The sequence below is a fragment of the Bacillus sp. TH22 genome, assembly GCF_016651015.1.
Lineage (GTDB): Bacteria > Bacillota > Bacilli > Bacillales > Bacillaceae_G > Bacillus_A > Bacillus_A mycoides.
Window position 1 is genome coordinate 1,834,568 of sequence record NZ_JAEKER010000001.1, and the last position, 16,222, is coordinate 1,850,789.

Annotated in this window: 20 protein-coding genes; 7 read left to right on the plus strand and 13 right to left on the minus strand. The window is 36.2% G+C overall.

Annotation, left to right across the window (positions count from 1 at the left end):
• Window positions 1-149: 149 nt before the first annotated feature.
• Window positions 150-1,061 (minus strand): DMT family transporter, encoded by a 912-nt coding sequence (locus tag JFU18_RS09280; RefSeq protein WP_201034865.1) that lies wholly within the window; start codon window positions 1,059-1,061, stop codon window positions 150-152.
• A 203-nt stretch (window positions 1,062-1,264) separates the two neighbouring features.
• Between JFU18_RS09280 and JFU18_RS09285 the strand changes: the two genes are divergently transcribed.
• From JFU18_RS09285 to exsF, 6 genes are all read left to right on the plus strand, one after another.
• The gene (locus JFU18_RS09285) at window positions 1,265-1,996 is read left to right on the plus strand and encodes an alpha/beta hydrolase (protein ID WP_002030493.1); all 732 of its coding nucleotides are present in this window, start codon (window positions 1,265-1,267) and stop codon (window positions 1,994-1,996) included.
• 90 nt (window positions 1,997-2,086) lie between these two features.
• Window positions 2,087-2,605 carry a YjcG family protein gene (locus JFU18_RS09290; protein WP_002011397.1) on the plus strand — a complete coding sequence of 173 codons (519 nt, stop codon included), beginning with the start codon at window positions 2,087-2,089 and terminating at the stop codon, window positions 2,603-2,605.
• Between the two features lies 1 nt (window position 2,606).
• On the plus strand, window positions 2,607-3,029 hold the full coding sequence (locus JFU18_RS09295) for a GNAT family N-acetyltransferase (protein WP_016101545.1): 423 nt from the start codon (window positions 2,607-2,609) through the stop codon (window positions 3,027-3,029).
• 235 nt (window positions 3,030-3,264) lie between these two features.
• Window positions 3,265-5,331 carry an ATP-dependent helicase gene (locus JFU18_RS09300; protein ID WP_002011394.1) on the plus strand — a complete coding sequence of 689 codons (2,067 nt, stop codon included), beginning with the start codon at window positions 3,265-3,267 and terminating at the stop codon, window positions 5,329-5,331.
• A gap of 143 nt (window positions 5,332-5,474) precedes the next feature.
• Window positions 5,475-5,945, plus strand: coding sequence for a spore coat protein CotY (gene cotY / locus JFU18_RS09305; RefSeq protein WP_201034864.1), 471 nt, complete (start codon window positions 5,475-5,477; stop codon window positions 5,943-5,945).
• 167 nt (window positions 5,946-6,112) lie between these two features.
• Window positions 6,113-6,616, plus strand: coding sequence for an exosporium protein ExsF (gene exsF / locus JFU18_RS09310; RefSeq protein ID WP_002011391.1), 504 nt, complete (start codon window positions 6,113-6,115; stop codon window positions 6,614-6,616).
• A gap of 76 nt (window positions 6,617-6,692) precedes the next feature.
• Here the strand turns inward: exsF and JFU18_RS09315 are convergent, their stop codons facing one another.
• The gene (locus JFU18_RS09315) at window positions 6,693-6,878 is read right to left on the minus strand and encodes a hypothetical protein (protein WP_033708144.1); all 186 of its coding nucleotides are present in this window, start codon (window positions 6,876-6,878) and stop codon (window positions 6,693-6,695) included.
• Window positions 6,879-7,042: 164 nt separating this feature from the next.
• On the minus strand, window positions 7,043-7,402 hold the full coding sequence (locus JFU18_RS09320; RefSeq protein ID WP_000899658.1) for a DUF1360 domain-containing protein: 360 nt from the start codon (window positions 7,400-7,402) through the stop codon (window positions 7,043-7,045).
• 124 nt (window positions 7,403-7,526) lie between these two features.
• Here JFU18_RS09320 and exsY point away from each other — a divergent pair, with 124 nt between their 5' ends.
• The gene (gene exsY, locus JFU18_RS09325; RefSeq protein WP_201032691.1) at window positions 7,527-7,991 is read left to right on the plus strand and encodes an exosporium assembly protein ExsY; all 465 of its coding nucleotides are present in this window, start codon (window positions 7,527-7,529) and stop codon (window positions 7,989-7,991) included.
• A 48-nt stretch (window positions 7,992-8,039) separates the two neighbouring features.
• Here the strand turns inward: exsY and JFU18_RS09330 are convergent, their stop codons facing one another.
• The 10 genes from JFU18_RS09330 to JFU18_RS09375 all read right to left on the minus strand — a co-directional run bounded on the left by JFU18_RS09330 (window position 8,040) and on the right by JFU18_RS09375 (window position 16,067).
• Window positions 8,040-8,564 (minus strand): CotO family spore coat protein, encoded by a 525-nt coding sequence (locus JFU18_RS09330; RefSeq protein ID WP_201032690.1) that lies wholly within the window; start codon window positions 8,562-8,564, stop codon window positions 8,040-8,042.
• 147 nt (window positions 8,565-8,711) lie between these two features.
• Window positions 8,712-9,482 (minus strand): enoyl-ACP reductase FabI, encoded by a 771-nt coding sequence (fabI, locus tag JFU18_RS09335; protein ID WP_002011384.1) that lies wholly within the window; start codon window positions 9,480-9,482, stop codon window positions 8,712-8,714.
• 108 nt (window positions 9,483-9,590) lie between these two features.
• Window positions 9,591-10,445, minus strand: coding sequence for a dTDP-4-dehydrorhamnose reductase (rfbD, locus tag JFU18_RS09340; RefSeq protein WP_012260557.1), 855 nt, complete (start codon window positions 10,443-10,445; stop codon window positions 9,591-9,593).
• An 11-nt stretch (window positions 10,446-10,456) separates the two neighbouring features.
• A complete protein-coding gene (gene rfbB, locus JFU18_RS09345) occupies window positions 10,457-11,428 on the minus strand; it encodes a dTDP-glucose 4,6-dehydratase (RefSeq protein WP_201034863.1) in 972 nt (323 codons plus the stop codon).
• 15 nt (window positions 11,429-11,443) lie between these two features.
• Complete coding sequence (rfbC, locus tag JFU18_RS09350; protein WP_002011381.1) at window positions 11,444-11,989, minus strand: dTDP-4-dehydrorhamnose 3,5-epimerase; 546 nt, start codon at window positions 11,987-11,989, stop codon at window positions 11,444-11,446.
• Between the two features lie 8 nt (window positions 11,990-11,997).
• Window positions 11,998-12,735 carry a sugar phosphate nucleotidyltransferase gene (locus JFU18_RS09355; protein ID WP_085309764.1) on the minus strand — a complete coding sequence of 246 codons (738 nt, stop codon included), beginning with the start codon at window positions 12,733-12,735 and terminating at the stop codon, window positions 11,998-12,000.
• A gap of 14 nt (window positions 12,736-12,749) precedes the next feature.
• Window positions 12,750-13,430 carry a glycosyltransferase family protein gene (locus JFU18_RS09360; RefSeq protein WP_201034862.1) on the minus strand — a complete coding sequence of 227 codons (681 nt, stop codon included), beginning with the start codon at window positions 13,428-13,430 and terminating at the stop codon, window positions 12,750-12,752.
• An 11-nt stretch (window positions 13,431-13,441) separates the two neighbouring features.
• A complete protein-coding gene (locus JFU18_RS09365; protein WP_002140852.1) occupies window positions 13,442-14,128 on the minus strand; it encodes a glycosyltransferase family protein in 687 nt (228 codons plus the stop codon).
• The gene (locus JFU18_RS09370; RefSeq protein ID WP_002125965.1) at window positions 14,125-14,814 is read right to left on the minus strand and encodes a class I SAM-dependent methyltransferase; all 690 of its coding nucleotides are present in this window, start codon (window positions 14,812-14,814) and stop codon (window positions 14,125-14,127) included. The genes JFU18_RS09365 and JFU18_RS09370 overlap by 4 nt, the downstream gene beginning before the upstream one ends.
• A 155-nt stretch (window positions 14,815-14,969) precedes the next feature.
• On the minus strand, window positions 14,970-16,067 hold the full coding sequence (locus tag JFU18_RS09375) for a tetratricopeptide repeat-containing glycosyltransferase family 2 protein (protein WP_002140850.1): 1,098 nt from the start codon (window positions 16,065-16,067) through the stop codon (window positions 14,970-14,972).
• Window positions 16,068-16,222 lie beyond the last annotated feature (155 nt).

Below are 16,222 nucleotides of genomic sequence, written 5' to 3' on the forward strand. Positions count from 1 at the left end.
GAGAAACGTATGATGTAACTCCACTATATATTATCTTTTTTCATGCTATATGGAGGGGATTCCTCCTATTGATTTGTTTTATTTTCTGCATAGAACAAAAAAAGAGAAGTTACCAATAACTTCTCTTTTCGTATATTAGAATAGGCTCGTTATAATTCCTGTGTATACACCGGTTCGTTCACCACATTTTTTGCTGTTCGCTTTTGTTGCTGTAGTAAGAAAACAGATACACCAAACAATACGAGCATGCTACCGATAATTTGCATTGCATTTAATTTTTCTCCAAGTAAGAAGAACGCTAGTATAGATGCCCCAACTGGTTCTCCTAAAATGCTCATTGAAATCGTTGTTGCATTTACGTAATTTAATAACCAATTATTAATGACGTGTGACACTGTCGGTACAATCGCAAGTAAAAGAAAAATACTCCAATCCCATTTCGTATAGCCTGTAAATGGCACTTGAAGTATAACGTTATAAATCGCTATAAATATACCAGCGAAGGCAAATACAGTGAAACTATAAATCCAATGAGATACTTTCTTTACTGTCGTTTGTCCGATAAATAAATAACCGACAACTGCTATTACACTTAAAAAGGATAATATATCCCCATAAATTGCTTGCTCACTTAGCCCTAAATCTCCCCAGCCAATACACATTACGCCTAGTATCGCAATTCCCATCGTCGCAATTGCTGAATAGGTTGTTCTTTCTTTAAATAAGAAAAAACCTCCCACTAAAGATACGATCGGTTGAAGTGCTAAAATAATCGTCGAACTAGCAACTGTCGTATGCTTTAAGGATTCAAACCATAAAAGAAAATGAAGCGCTAAAAAGAAACCAGATCCAATTAAAAATCCCCAATCTTTCATTTGAATCCTACTAAACTCTTCCCGTTTTTTCCAAACGATCGGCAGCATAATAAGTACGATAATCCATAATCGATACATACTTAAAACGGAAGATGGTGCTGAGGACATCTTTGCAAAAACAGCTGCGAATGAAATTGCTATAATGGAAATTGCTAGTGGTAGTGCGATTGATCTTTCTTGTTTCAAATCCTGTCTCCCCTCTCACCTGTAAAAAATCCCACTTCATTATATCCGTTTTCTTTCACAACTTAAATACTAATTTTTTAGATTCTTCGTACCATTATGGTAAAATAGAAATTAAGGCACCTATTAGTGATTATTTCTTTCCTTTTCACTACAAGCGTCGCTCTTACAATCATTACAGTAAATTTTTATTTAGGGGGATATACATGAATCAAACAATAGGGAGAATTGAAGAAATTTCATTTTTTAGTACATCACTTCAAGAGGAGCTTACACTTCTTGTTTATTTACCAGTAAATTACACACCTCTCCATAAGCATACGGTTGTTATTGCACAAGATGGTAGAGATTATTTTCAGCTCGGTAAAGCGCACCGTGTAATTGAGCGCCTTCGCGAAACTGAAGAAATTGACCGCACAATTATTGTCGGTATTCCATATAAAAATGTACACGATCGTAAGGAAAAATATTTCCCAAATGATGTAAAGAATGCTGCTTACATTCGCTTCCTTGCTCATGAGCTTGCTCCATATATTGATGCAAATTATCCAACGTATCAAATGGGTAAAGGACGCGTTTTAATTGGAGATTCTCTCGGCGGTACAGTTTCCTTCATGACCGCACTTATGTATCCGCATACATTTGGTAAGGTCGTTATGCAATCACCATTTGTTGATGAAACAGTCATGAACTTAGCAAAAGATTTCAAAAATCCGGGGGCGCTAGATCTTTATCACGTAATTGGGACCGAAGAAACAGCTGTCAAGCGTACAGACGGACAAGTATCTGATTTCGTAGAACCAAATCGCGAGTTAAATAAACTACTTACAGATAGAAATTTCATCACGCATTATGAAGAGTTTGAAGGGAATCACACATGGAAATATTGGCAAGCAGATTTACCAAAAGCATTTTCTCATATTCTATCAATGAAATAATAGAGAGCGGTATTCAGAATAATTTGATATAATAGATAAAGAGATTTATTCTCAAAATCTAACTAGACTTGCAAAGGGAGGAATTGGAACATGAAATTAGGAATTGTAATTTTTCCATCAAAAATGATTCAAGATAAAGCGAACGGATTACGTAAACGTTATGATCCGCATTACGCATTAGTTCCGCCACATATTACATTGAAAACACCCTTTGAGACGCAAGATGAACAATTAGAATCGATTGTGAATGAGTTACATACAATCGCAAATAAAACGAACCCTTTCACCCTTCATGTTGGGAAAGTCGGTTCATTCGCACCTGTTAATAATGTTCTTTATTTTAAAGTAGAAAAAACACCTGAACTTACTTTCTTAAATGAAGAAATGCATAATGGTTTCTTTACACAAGAGCGCGAGTACTCTTTCGTACCTCATTTAACAATCGGTCAAGACTTATCAGACGCAGAGCACGCTGATGTATTAGGTCGATTACGTATGAAAGATTTCTATTATGAGCAACCAATCGATCGTTTCCACCTTCTATACCAATTAGAAAATGGAACGTGGACTGTACATGAAACATTCCACCTTGGAAAGGAGAACAACTAATTTGCACGCACAAATCGTACAAACGGACGAACAACTAAGAGATGCATTCTCTGTACGTAAGCAAGTATTTGTAAATGAACAACAGGTTTCTGCAGAAGAAGAGTATGATGAGTTTGAAGAGATTTCAACACACGTTGTTATATATGATAATGATGTTCCAGTTGGTGCTGGTCGCTTCCGCATCGTTGATGGAATAGGAAAAATGGAGCGCATTTGCGTACTAGCTTCACATCGTAAAAAAGGCATTGGTAAAATCATTATGGATGCACTTGAAGCGTATGCGAAGGAAGAGTCTCTACCGAAATTGAAACTCCATGCTCAAACGCATGCTGAATTTTTCTATAAAAAGCTAGGATACGTGACGGCTTCTGATGTGTTTATGGAAGCAAATATCCCGCACGTCGTAATGATAAAAGAATTATAAAGTGAAACTTTAATCAGTGGGGGTTTTGTTCCTCCCCCACTGATTATTAGCCTTCACCAATCGGGCGTTTACGGGCAGTTGATCTCCAACCTGAATTTTGAGATGGGAGTTTTACTGCCCGCAAATAGCGGGGTAATTTTGTAGCAGGAGGTAGCCCCTCCTGTTTTTTACATTGCTATTTTCTTTTTCTTCCGCTAAAGTTAAATGTTGATGCTATAGTTTTGAAGGTGAATATATGACACAAGAAAAATTTTCACAAAAACCGTTAACACACGCTGGCATTCCGCAAGCGGCGTATCATATTCCGAAAACATCTACCCATTTAATTATGGAAGAAGATGCAGATGCGGCGTATTTCCGCGCTTTAGAACAGCAAGGTGTTTATTTAAATGAAAAACAGTTAGAAGCAGTGCAAACGACAGAAGGACCTGTCCTTACACTAGCTGGTGCTGGAAGTGGTAAAACATCTGTTTTAACAACTCGCGTTGGTTATTTAGTTAATGTAAAACATGTCCATCCGCGAAATATTTTACTGCTGACGTTTACACAAAAAGCAGCTGAAGAAATTCGAAGCCGTGTAGCGAATTTACCTGGTATGAATCATGCCGCAAGTAGCTATGTCGTTGCTGGTACATTCCACTCTGTCTTTTTAAAATTGCTTCGTAGTCAAGGATATAATCAGCAAATTTTAGCAAATGAAAAACATAAACAAATTATGATAAAGAAAATTTTGAAAGAATTGCGCTTAAAAGACGATTATGATGCCGAAACGATACTCGCTATGATTTCACTTGAGAAAAACAACTTGAATCGTCCGAAAGATGTAAAAGCGAAAACACCGGTTGAACAAGAGTTCAAAGAAGTATACGAACGTTTCGAAGAGGTAAAACAACGACACAATTATATCGATTTTGACGACATCTTATTAGAAATGTATTATATGTTAGAAAATAACGCTCCCCTGCTTACTCAATTACAAGAGCGTTTTCATTACATTGAAGTAGATGAGTTTCAAGATACGTCGTATGCACAATATGAAATTGTAAAATTGTTAGCCACGCCGAGAAATAATTTATTTATCGCAGGTGATGACGATCAAGCGATTTACGGCTGGCGAGGGGCAAGTCACCAAATTATTTTATCTTTTCCAAAGGAATTTGATAATACTACGATTATCGCACTTAATACGAATTATCGATCTAATCCATTTATCGTAGGACTTGGAAATGAAGTTATTAAGCTCAATCAAGAACGTTTTGATAAAGAGCTATATTCTGTTCGTAACGATGGCATACAGCCTTTTTATGCACGACCTGTGACAACTCTTGATGAAGCAAATCAAATTTTGCAACTCATTCAGGAAAAAGTAGATAGTGGTGAACGAAATTATAAAGATTTTTGTTTATTATATCGTACACATTCTGTAAGCCGTTCTTTACTTGATCAGCTTACAATTCATAAGATTCCATTTATTAAACATGGAGCGAGCCAATCGTTCTACGAACATTCTTTAATTAGGCCCGTATTAGATCACTTACGACTCGTGCTTGAACCGTTCCGCCTCGAATCACTTTCAAATATATTACCAACAATGTATATTGGCCGTGATGAGTGCATTTCATTTATTGAACGTGAACAATGGAAATATGGTGAGGGCCGTTTCCCTTCTCTTCTTCATTTTCTATTACTAAACCCAAGCTTGAAACCTTTTCAAGTTAAAAAAGTAAATGAGCGAATCGATTTTATTAAGTTTATAAAAGAACTTGAACCGAAAAAAGCATTGAAAGAAATTATTCATGGTAAAGGAAAGTATTTAGAGTACTTACAAAGTAATGATCGTTCTTCCTTTACGATGCATAAGGACATACAAGAAGAAATGTTAGAAGAATTAATGGAATCAGCAACTCGCTTTACGGATATTCCAGCTTACTTACAATTTATTAACGAGGCCATTCAAGGTCAAAAAGAAATGGAAGCATTAAAAACAATGCCGCAAAAAGATGCTGTATCGCTTATGTCAATTCATAACGCGAAAGGCCTTGAGTTTCCATGCGTCTTTTTACTCGGAGCAAGCGATGGTATATTGCCGCATACTTCTTCTTTAAAAGATGCAAATGACCGTGTGACGGAGACTTCTGAAGCATTAGAAGAAGAACGACGATTACTCTATGTCGCCATTACACGCGCAAAAGAAGAACTTTACATTTCCTCCCCGCAATTTTTCAGAGGAAAGAAACTAGATATATCTCGTTTTCTATACACTACGCAAAAAGATTTACCTGAAAAGACATCCATTAAATAATGGGTGTCTTTTTCCATATCACGATATGTACATCCCCTCTATATAAATTCCCTGTTTCTATCCTGAGAATTAACGTAATATCAACCATATCCCGTTCATATTGTAATAGTGTATGTCAGAACTCACGATAAGGAGTGAACATAATGAGCTGCAATTGTAATGAAGATCATCAACACCATGATTGTGATTTCAACTGTGTATCTAATGTCGTTCGTTTTATACATGAACTACAAGAATGTGCAACCACAACATGTGGATCTGGTTGCGAAGTTCCATTTTTAGGAGCACATAACACTGCATCAGTAGCGAATACACGTCCTTTTATTTTATACACAAAAGCTGGAACACCTTTTGAAGCATTTGCACCATCTGCAAGCCTTACTAGCTGCCAATCTCCAATTTTCCGTGTAGAGAGTATAGATGATGATGACTGTGCTGTATTGCGTGTATTAACTGTAGTTTTAGGTGATGGTTCTCCTGTACCACCTGCTGACGATCCAATCTGTACATTTTTAGCTGTACCAAATGCAAGATTAGTATCAACCTCCTCTTGTATTACTGTTGATTTAAGTTGCTTCTGCGCTATTCAATGCTTACGCGATGTTTCTATATAAAACTGAATACTAATTTAAGCATGGATTGGGTGGCAGATGATTCTGCCACCCAATCCATGCTTAAAAGGTATTATTATGTATTTTTTATAAAATTGGGAACTTGTCTAGAACATAGAACCTGTCCTTTTCATTAACTAAAAGTAGAAACAGATAAAGGAGTGAAAAACATGTTCTCTTCTGATTGCGAATTTAATAACATTGATTGTGAGGCGAAACCAGCTAGTACACTACCTGCCTTCGGTTTTGCTTTCAACGCTTCTGCACCTCAGTTCGCTTCACTATTCACACCACTACTATTACCTAGCGTAAGTCCAAACCCAAATATTACTGTTCCTGTAATAAATAATACAGTAAGTGTCGGAGACGGTATTCGAATTCAAGTAGCTGGTATTTATCAAATCAGTTATACATTAACGATTAGTCTTGATAACGTTCCTACTGCACCAGAAGCTGGTCGTTTCTTCTTATCATTAGGTACACCAGCTAACATTATTCCTGGATCAGGTACAGCGGTTCGCTCTAACGTTATTGGTACTGGTGAAGTAGACGTATCCAGTGGTGTTATTCTTATTAACTTAAACCCTGGTGACTTAATTCAAATTGTACCAGTTGAACTGCTTGGAACTGTAGACATCCGTGCTGCAGCATTAACAGTTGCACAAATTAGCTAGTAAAAAGCGGTATTTCTTAATTGAAATACCGCTTTTTATTTTTACAATAAAAAACACTCACCGTAACATGAGTGTTTCATTCTTCATATTGTTTTATTGTATTCTTCTTTTTCCCACAGTTGCATCCCTTTTTTTTCACAAAGCCTTGTTGCTGTAACTGTTCTTGATATGCCTGTTGGTGTGCTTGTTGCTGTTGCTGTATGTTATACCACTGCTGTAGATCATATGAATTTTGCCTTGGATTATTGCTCACAGCAAACATCTCCTCTACTGTCAATTCTGTCTATTTACTATATGAACAACTCTTTATTTCCGTTCCCGCATCCTCTTAAACTCCGCTTTTTCTAACATCGTGAAGATTTATCCCGATTGGTGAGGGCTGATAATTAGCGGGGGATGCCCCACACTGATTAAATTTTCACTTTATTATTCTCCCATAAAATATCCTGTAATTGTTTCAATGATCGCTGCTGCACCTGCAATGGCTAATAATGCTAGTACAGGCTCTGCAACAATAGGAATCCATTTATATAAAACTAATAAAAAAGCACTAACCCACACACCTGTACACCAATAGCAGCTTAATAATTCTCCAATCCACTTTCTTAATCCTTTCCCTTTCACCTTTGTAAAAGTCGATACACTTCCATCAGGCTCTGTAATCTCTAACTCATCAATAAACGGTCTTCGCAAAAAAGCTGTAATTTTATCATAAACAATAAGACGAGTTAACCTAAATGCAGCTAGCGCAAAAATAAAAAATAAAAGCCAGCTTGTAAATAACATAATTCCACCTTCCCTATCCTCTTTAGCCTATTTAAAAAAAAAGGTCTTAAGATTGTGACCAAATCTCCCCCACTCCAATATCTTATTAATGTAAATACAAACAAGAAGATAAGGAGTGACATTAATGAGTTGTAACGAAAATAAACACCATAGCTCTTCTCACTGCGTAGTTGACGTCGTAAAATTCATCAATGAACTACAAGATTGCTCTAGTTCAACATGCGGTTCTGGTTGTGAAATTCCATTTTTAGGAGCACACAATACTGCAGCAGTAGCAAATACACGCCCTTTTATTTTATACACAAAAGCTGGAACGCCATTTGAAGCATTTGCACCATCTTCAAGCCTTACTAGCTGCCAATCTCCAATTTTCCGTGTAGAAAGCGTAGATGACGATAGCTGTGCTGTCCTACGTGTGTTAACTGTAGTATTAGGTGATGGGTCTCCTGTACCACCTGCTGACGATCCAATTTGTACGTTTTTAGCTATACCAAATGCAAGATTAATCTCGACATCTACTTGCATTACTGTTGATTTAAGCTGCTTCTGTGCTATTCAGTGCTTACGCGACGTTTCTATAGTTAAGTAAACTAAAAAACTATTGGGGTGGTAGAAGCTTTCTACCACCTTTACATATTTAAAAGCCGGCCATATCAATCGATTTGATGTCTTCTATAGATAATCGAATATCTCTCATACTATTTGGTGGCATAATGGATACAATGCCATTACGGTAAGATATAATCGATCCTATATATGAGACGGTCGTCGTTCTTATTCTACATCTTACTTTCGGAATGTAATGAGGACGATTTAATAAAAAATGAATTTTTTCTTCATTATTCATATCCTTAAAGGATTTATTGTAAGGGACCGTTCTCACTTGCTCTTGCTCTTCCTCTACTTTTTCTTCCACCTCCACTTGAGGCTCCTCTCGTGGTTCTTGTTTCTCTTGTTCTACCACTTCTTCCACAGCACTACTTACAATACTTTCATTTCTATTACTTTGCTCTTTTTGATCCTCATCTTCGAAATTCGTTAAAATAATTCTTTTTATTTTCGGTGCAGCGAGTTCTAAATTTACTTGTGCAATATATAACAACGGTTTTCCAACTGTTGAACTTTTATTTTTATTCTTCACACTCGTCCCTCCCACTTCCATACGTAGCTGGATAAATCGTGTACTATTATAGTTATATTCATAACGTGGCTAGAACTTTCGTTAAAAATCGTTCTTTCTGGGAACAATTAAAAAGGACAGTCTCAACGTTTAGAGACTGTCCTTTTTAAACTTTAATTCCTATTATATTTATCCTAAAATATGATATCCTGAATCAACATGAATGTTTTCACCTGTTACTCCGCGTGCTAAATCACTGAATAAGAATACTGCTGTATCTCCAACTTCTTCTGGAGTCGTCGCACGACGAAGTGGTGCGCGCTCCTCAATTTCTTTTAAGATTGAGTTAAAGTCGCCTACACCTTTCGCAGATAACGTACGAATTGGTCCTGCAGAAATAGCGTTAACGCGAATACCATGTTGTCCTAAATCGTTCGCTAAATATTTCACGCTAGCTTCTAATGAAGCTTTCGCAACACCCATAACGTTATAGTTTTTCACAACGCGCTCACCGCCAAGGTATGTTAAAGTTAAAATATTTCCGCCTTCTGTCATCACTTTCTTCGCTTCTCTTGCTACAGCTGTTAAAGAGAATGCACTAATATTTTGTGCAAGTAAAAATCCATCGCGAGAAGTATCTACAAATTCGCCTTTTAAATCATCACGATTTGCAAAAGCAATACAGTGTGCAACACCGTGAATTGTACCAACTTCTTGCTTAATAGTTTCAAAGCAAGCTGTAAGTTCTTCATCATTCGTTACATCACAAGGTAATACAAGTGATTCTTGTCCTTCTAATGTTTCCGCTAGTTCACGAACATTTCTTTCTAAACGCTCTCCTGCATATGTGAATATTAATTTTGCACCTGCATTATGCAAAGAGCGAGCAATTCCCCATGCAATACTTCTTTGGTTCGCAACGCCCATAACAACAAATGTTTTCCCTTGTAATAGTTCCATGATATATCCTCCCAGAAATACTTATACTTGTTATTAGTACCTGATACTATAATTATAGTACCATAAAACCTCTTAAAGGCAAACAAAAAAGTCACTAACATAAATTTGTTAATGACTTTTTGTTTCTATAAAAAACCTTTCTAATCCTTCTTCCCAAGTAGGCATTTGTAAAAAACCATTTAATTGTAGCATTTTATGCTGAAAGATCGAATATTTCGGTCTCACTGCCGCCGATCCAAATTCCTCAGTCGACACAGGTAACACATTCACTCTTATTTTTGTATGCGAAAATATTTTTTGAGCAAATTCAAACCAAGAACATGAACCGCGATTTGATACGTGATACGTACCGTATAAGGATGTATGAATGAGCTTATTAATCACAGTAATTAAATCCGCCACGTACGTAGGAGAACCAACTTGATCAGCTACAACAGATATGTTTTCTCTCTCTTTTCCTAATCGTAGCATCGTTTTCACAAAATTATTTCCATACTTACCATACAACCACGATGTACGAACTATAAAATATTTATTATGTAACTCTTTTACGAACTGCTCTCCTGCAAATTTAGAAGCTCCATATATATTTATCGGTGCTGGATTATGAAATTCATGATAGCCATCCGGTTTGTCACCTGGAAATACATAATCGGTACTGACATACACTAACTTAGCCCCTACTAATTGTGAAGCAACCGCTACATTTCGAGCTCCAATCGCATTTATTAAGTAAGCAAGATCCTGTTCTTTCTCAGCACCATCTACCTTCGTATACGCTGCACAATGAACAATTGTATGTGGCTTTATTTCTTGTACCACTTGCTTAATTCGGGATATATTTGTTACATCTAATAACTTTTTATCAAATGGATATATGTCATATTCCTCAGAATTCAACTCTTCTTGTAGTTGCTTCCCTAGCTGACCGTTCGCTCCCGTTATGATAATCCGTTCTTTCATCTACATGCCCCTTACTTTTCTTTTAGTGGTTTCCACCAGTCCACATTGTTTTTATACCATTCCACCGTTTCTTTTAATCCTTGTTCGAACGTATACTTCGGTTCCCATTCAAACTCATTCTTCATTTTTTGTGCATCAATCGCATAGCGACGGTCGTGACCTAAACGGTCTGTTACAAATTCAATATCTTTTTTCGTTTTTCCTAAAAGTTTTATAATTTGTTCCACAACATCTACATTTGTTTTTTCGTTATTTCCGCCGATATTATACACCTCTCCTACACATCCCTTATGCAAAACGGTGTCAATTGCACTACAATGATCCGTTACATGCAGCCAATCCCTTACATTCAATCCATCACCATATAATGGTAGTTTCTTTCCTTCAAGAGCATTCGTAACCATTAACGGAATTAATTTCTCAGGATATTGGTACGGTCCGTAGTTATTAGAACAACGCGTTATAATAACCGGTAATTGATACGTTTCATAATAAGATAAGGCTATCATGTCGCTACTCGCTTTACTTGAAGAATATGGACTATTAGGAGCTAGCGGGGTTTCCTCGGTAAACTTTCCTGTTTTCCCTAAAGAACCGTATACTTCATCTGTTGATACTTGCACGAGTTTAATATGTGAATATTTTTTCACTAACTCCAACAGCGTGACTGTACCTATTACATTCGTATCATAAAAAGGAATTGGGTTTTCAATACTACGATCCACATGTGATTCAGCTGCGAAATTTACAATTACTTGCACGTCACATACCTTAACAACATGTTCCAGCAGCTCTCCATTTTGGATTTTCCCTTTTACAAATGAGTAGTTAGGATTTTCTTGAATAGACTTTACATTATTTAAATTCCCGCTATATGTTAATGCATCGTAATTAATGATTTTATATGTTTCATAGTTTTTTAACATATAGTGAATGAAATTACTTCCAATAAATCCAGCTCCACCTGTAACTAATATATTCATAAACAACTCTCCTACTTAAAAACTATCTTCATATTCCTGAAGTAATGGTAATATTCGATCCTTATCGGACAAGATAGGATTTGTTACCGGCCATGGAATTGATAATTCTTTATCTTCCCAAAGCAAACCGGAATCGTGATCAGCACTATAATACTCATCTACTTTATACATAACAATTGTATGAGGTACAAGTGTACAAAAACCATGAGCAAATCCTTTCGGCACTAATAATTGCCTATGATTATCCGCACTTAAAATATAACCTCTCCACTTTTTAAATGTAGGTGAATCTTTTCGCAAATCAACGATAACATCATATATTGCACCTTGCATAACTTGAATGAGTTTCGTTTGTGCTTTCGGATTTTTTTGAAAGTGTAGCCCTCGAATCGTCCCCGAATGCGCTGAATAAGATACGTTATCTTGCAGAAATGAATGCGTAATCCCTAACGATTCTAGCATCTTCTTATTATAACTTTCAGTAAAAAAACCTCGCTCGTCTTCAAACAATCTCGGTTCTAACAATTTCGCATCGGTAAAATTTGTTTCTACAACTTTCATATTTTCACCTATTCTCCATTAAACTGTTTCCCAAAGTTTATATCCCGCGCTAACGTATTCGCTCTTTGAAGAGAAGCATGCGTTCCCGCATCAGTCCACCAGCCACTCATTTCATTATAAGTAAGTACTCCTCGTTTTAAATACCAATTATTTATATCTGTAATTTCAAGTTCCCCTCTTGCGGAAGGTTTTAATTCTTTTATATAAGAAAAGACTTTCGAATCATACAAATAAATTCCCGTAACAGCATAAGAACTTTTCGGCTCATTCGGCTTTTCTTCAATTTCAATTATTTTTCGGCCTTTAATATGCGCTACACCAAATCGCTCGGGATCTTCTACAGATTGAAGCAGCACTTTAGCCCCTTCTTTTTGACTTGCAAACTCTTTAACATACGGGCAAATATCATCTGAAAAGATATTATCTCCTAATATAACTACCATCCGATCATTTCCTACGAAATCTTCACAAAGTCCTAGCGCCTGCGCAATCCCACCCGCCTTATCCTGCACACGATACGTAAAGGATACACCAAACTCTTGACCACTTCCTAGAAAGCTCACAACATCTCCCATATGCTCTTTACCTGTAATAATCATAATATCTGTAATCCCGCATCGCTTCAGCTTATATACCGCATGATAAATCATCGGATACCGCCCAACGGGAAGTAAATGTTTATTCGTTACTTTCGTTATTGGATATAATCTCGATCCTGTCCCGCCTGCTAAAATAATCCCTTTCATCCTTCATCTCTCCCTTATGATGGAGATAGCACCTCTTTATAATGTTCCACAAAAATTTCCCGGTATTTCTCATATGTATCCGCATCAAACTCATCTCCGTTGTAATGAATACACCATAGATTTGCTTGATTAGGGATACCAATTAAATATCCAGCCTTTTGAAATTCTAAAGACTGTGACACATCATAGAAATGGAATCCTTGAAACAAATCCTCTCGCCACGGAATATCATACTGCGTTGCCATGAGTAAACCATCGATTGCTTGCACTGACATAAAAGATTGATTTCCATAAAACCCCTGATCCAAATTTAATAATTGATAATTCTGTCTTCTGTACTCAATCACTTTCCCTACTAAATTTTTCCCTTCCCACCATATCCCGTTACTCGGTAAAAACTGAGCACCAGCTACTCCAATTAAACCAAGCTTTTCATTTTCTTTAAAAAGAGAAATGAGGGTACAAAACATATCACGATTAATAAGGTAAGTATCTTGATGTATATATACTTTATATTTCGCCGGATATGAAAGTGCTCGATTGTACGCACTTGCCATACTTTTCGCATCTCGTATCGGAAAAATTTGCACTACATAGCCAGGGGGAACAACAATGTTTCTTATTTGCCTTTCGCATCGCTCGAAAAGCTCTTCATTATTTACACAAACAACGACTAATATTGTATGATCTTTCATTTTGTAGCCCTCTATTCTTCCTTATTCACATCTGACATATAGTTCTCTACAAATACTTTTCTATACTTTTCATAGTTCGTCATATTTACATCGAAATGATAATGAATACACCAAGCATCACGCTGCACAGGGACACCGACTGTATACCCAGCTTTTTTAAATTCAAAAGATTGGGATACATCATAAAAATCAAACCCATCAAATAAGTCCTCTCGCCACGGAATATCATATTGTGTCGCCATCAATAAACCGTCAATACATTCCACAGGAATAAACGTTTTGGATTCATGAAATGGTTGCTCTAAACTTGCCATATAAAACAAATCGTTCATATAACCAATGACTTTCCCGACAATCCCACGCCCTTCGTTCCATACACCATTTGGAGGAACATATTGGGATCCAACCATCCCAATCATCCCAAGATGTTCATGCTCCTCAAATAATTGAATTAATCCGTATAGAAAGGCTCCATTTATAATAAAGACATCTTGGTGTAAATACACTTTATACTTCGCTGGATGTGAAATGGCTTGATTGTATCCGCTCGTCATACTTTTTGCATTTCGAATCGGCATAAATTGTATAGTATACCCAGGAGGTACTGCCAATTTCAATATATGTCGCGCACATTGTGCATACAATTTCCGATCATTTATACATGTAACAAATAGTATTGTTTTTTCTGCAGCGCTCATAATTGTGATTTTTCTGCTTCAATAATATATTGAAATACAACTGTCTCAGCCATGAAGCCACTTCCAAGACGATACTTTTTACAAATTCCATATAACTCTTCAATAAGTGGCTCATATATTTTATGATCAACATATACACGATCTACTTTACTAATAGAATATCCTGCTTTTAAAAACATTCTTAGCATTTCATTAAAAGTAAAGAAACGAATATGCGTTTTATCTAATAAGCCATATTCTGTATACGTCCAATTTCCAGCGAGTAAGGGAGCTAATACTGAAATGTGCGCAACGTTTGGTATGCTAGCTAAAATCACACCATTTTCTTTTATATATGGCTTTACTTTCTTTATGACAGCCCACGGATCAAATAAATGCTCTAATACATCCCCGAATATGACACAATCAAATTGTTCCTTCTCATAAGGAAGATCCATTGTTTCTATATCACCTAAAATAACATGATCTAGTTTTTCTTTCGCTTTTTCGGCAGCCTCTGGGAACGCCTCAATTCCTGATACACGTGCTCCATTTTCTTTTATAGCCGCTCCTAATGCACCGCTCGAGCAACCAATATCAAGAACCTCTTGCCATTCCTTTTTTATATGCTTGAATAAATTAGGATTTATCGCATTATAATAATGTTCAGATTTTTCTTCGTATAAAGAACTTTTCTCCCGATTCATTTCACACACTCCTTATGCAAATTGAATTTGAAATATAAACAAAAGATATTCTACAAAGGATGCCATCTCTATTGGTTGCATTACCGATACTCTAATATATAGCCATTCTACTATCATTAGAATAGCGACAAGTCATTTCCTAAAAATAGAACAAATTACATTTTATATTGTTTATCATAGATGCCTCTAAAATATTTACGGTTATATTCAATCGCAGCATTATTCGGAACATAAGAAGCTGCCAATTCATTATAATAATAAGCTTTATCTTGATCTCCTAATCTGCTATAACAAATACACATTTGTAAATATGGAATCCACGTATAACTAGCCGGACTGTGAAAAGGACTATCCTCTGCTAGCGGCACTTCAGTTGCTAGCTTAAACCAAAATATCGCTTCATTATACTTTTGTTGTTCCATATATATATATCCTATTCTTGTACAATTCTCTCCTCTAGGAATACCATAACGAAACGACTTCGTACAAGTTTCAACTGCCTTCTCCCAGTCTCCTAACTTCGCATAACAATCTCCTAACTTACCACATGCATAAATTTTCTCTTCATGCCATCCTTCCTCTTGATTAAGAAATGTTTCATACAGAAGAACCGCATCGTCGTATTTTTGATTATCCATAGATTCATTACCGTAATAAAATAAATCTCTCGGGCTTAATTCTTCTCCAGCTGCTACAGCATTCTGAAAAATTTTTAAATTACGATTCGTTATTTCTTTTTCTTTTTTATGTGTAATGGCGACATTACTATTGTAAATCTCACCAGAAACAGCTAAATACTCATGCACCTTTCCAAACCATTGAAATTGTTTTTCACGCTTTACAAGTCGATATCTTCTTGTGCAATATAAAGGTTTCCCATTAGAATCCATTACAAGATAATAAGGCATAGAAACAGCGTCAACTTTACCATCTAACTCTCGTTTTAATGTTTTCAGTGATTCTTGAGCTTCCTCTAATAACACATCATCCGCATCTAACCATAATATATATTCTTGCGTTGCTTTTGAAAACGCAAAATTTCTAGCTGCCGCAAAATCATCAATCCACGGAAAATCGTGTATGTTAGAAGTGTATTTTGCTACAATTTCCTTCGTTCGATCAGTGGATCCTGTATCAACTACAATAATTTCATCAACAATTTTTTCTACTGCGTCCAAACATCGATCTATTGTATTTTCCTCATCGCGAACAATCATACATAGACTAATTGTAATTCCTTGCTTGTTCAACATAATCACCCTCTTCCAACTCAATCATATGTTATACATACAATAAACTTTCCATTTTTTTAACTTGTTCAAGCTATTTAAGATTTCTTTTTAATAATTCAAATGTCCGTGTCATTTTCTTGCGATTTTGCATCTACTATATAATGAAAGCTTTATGG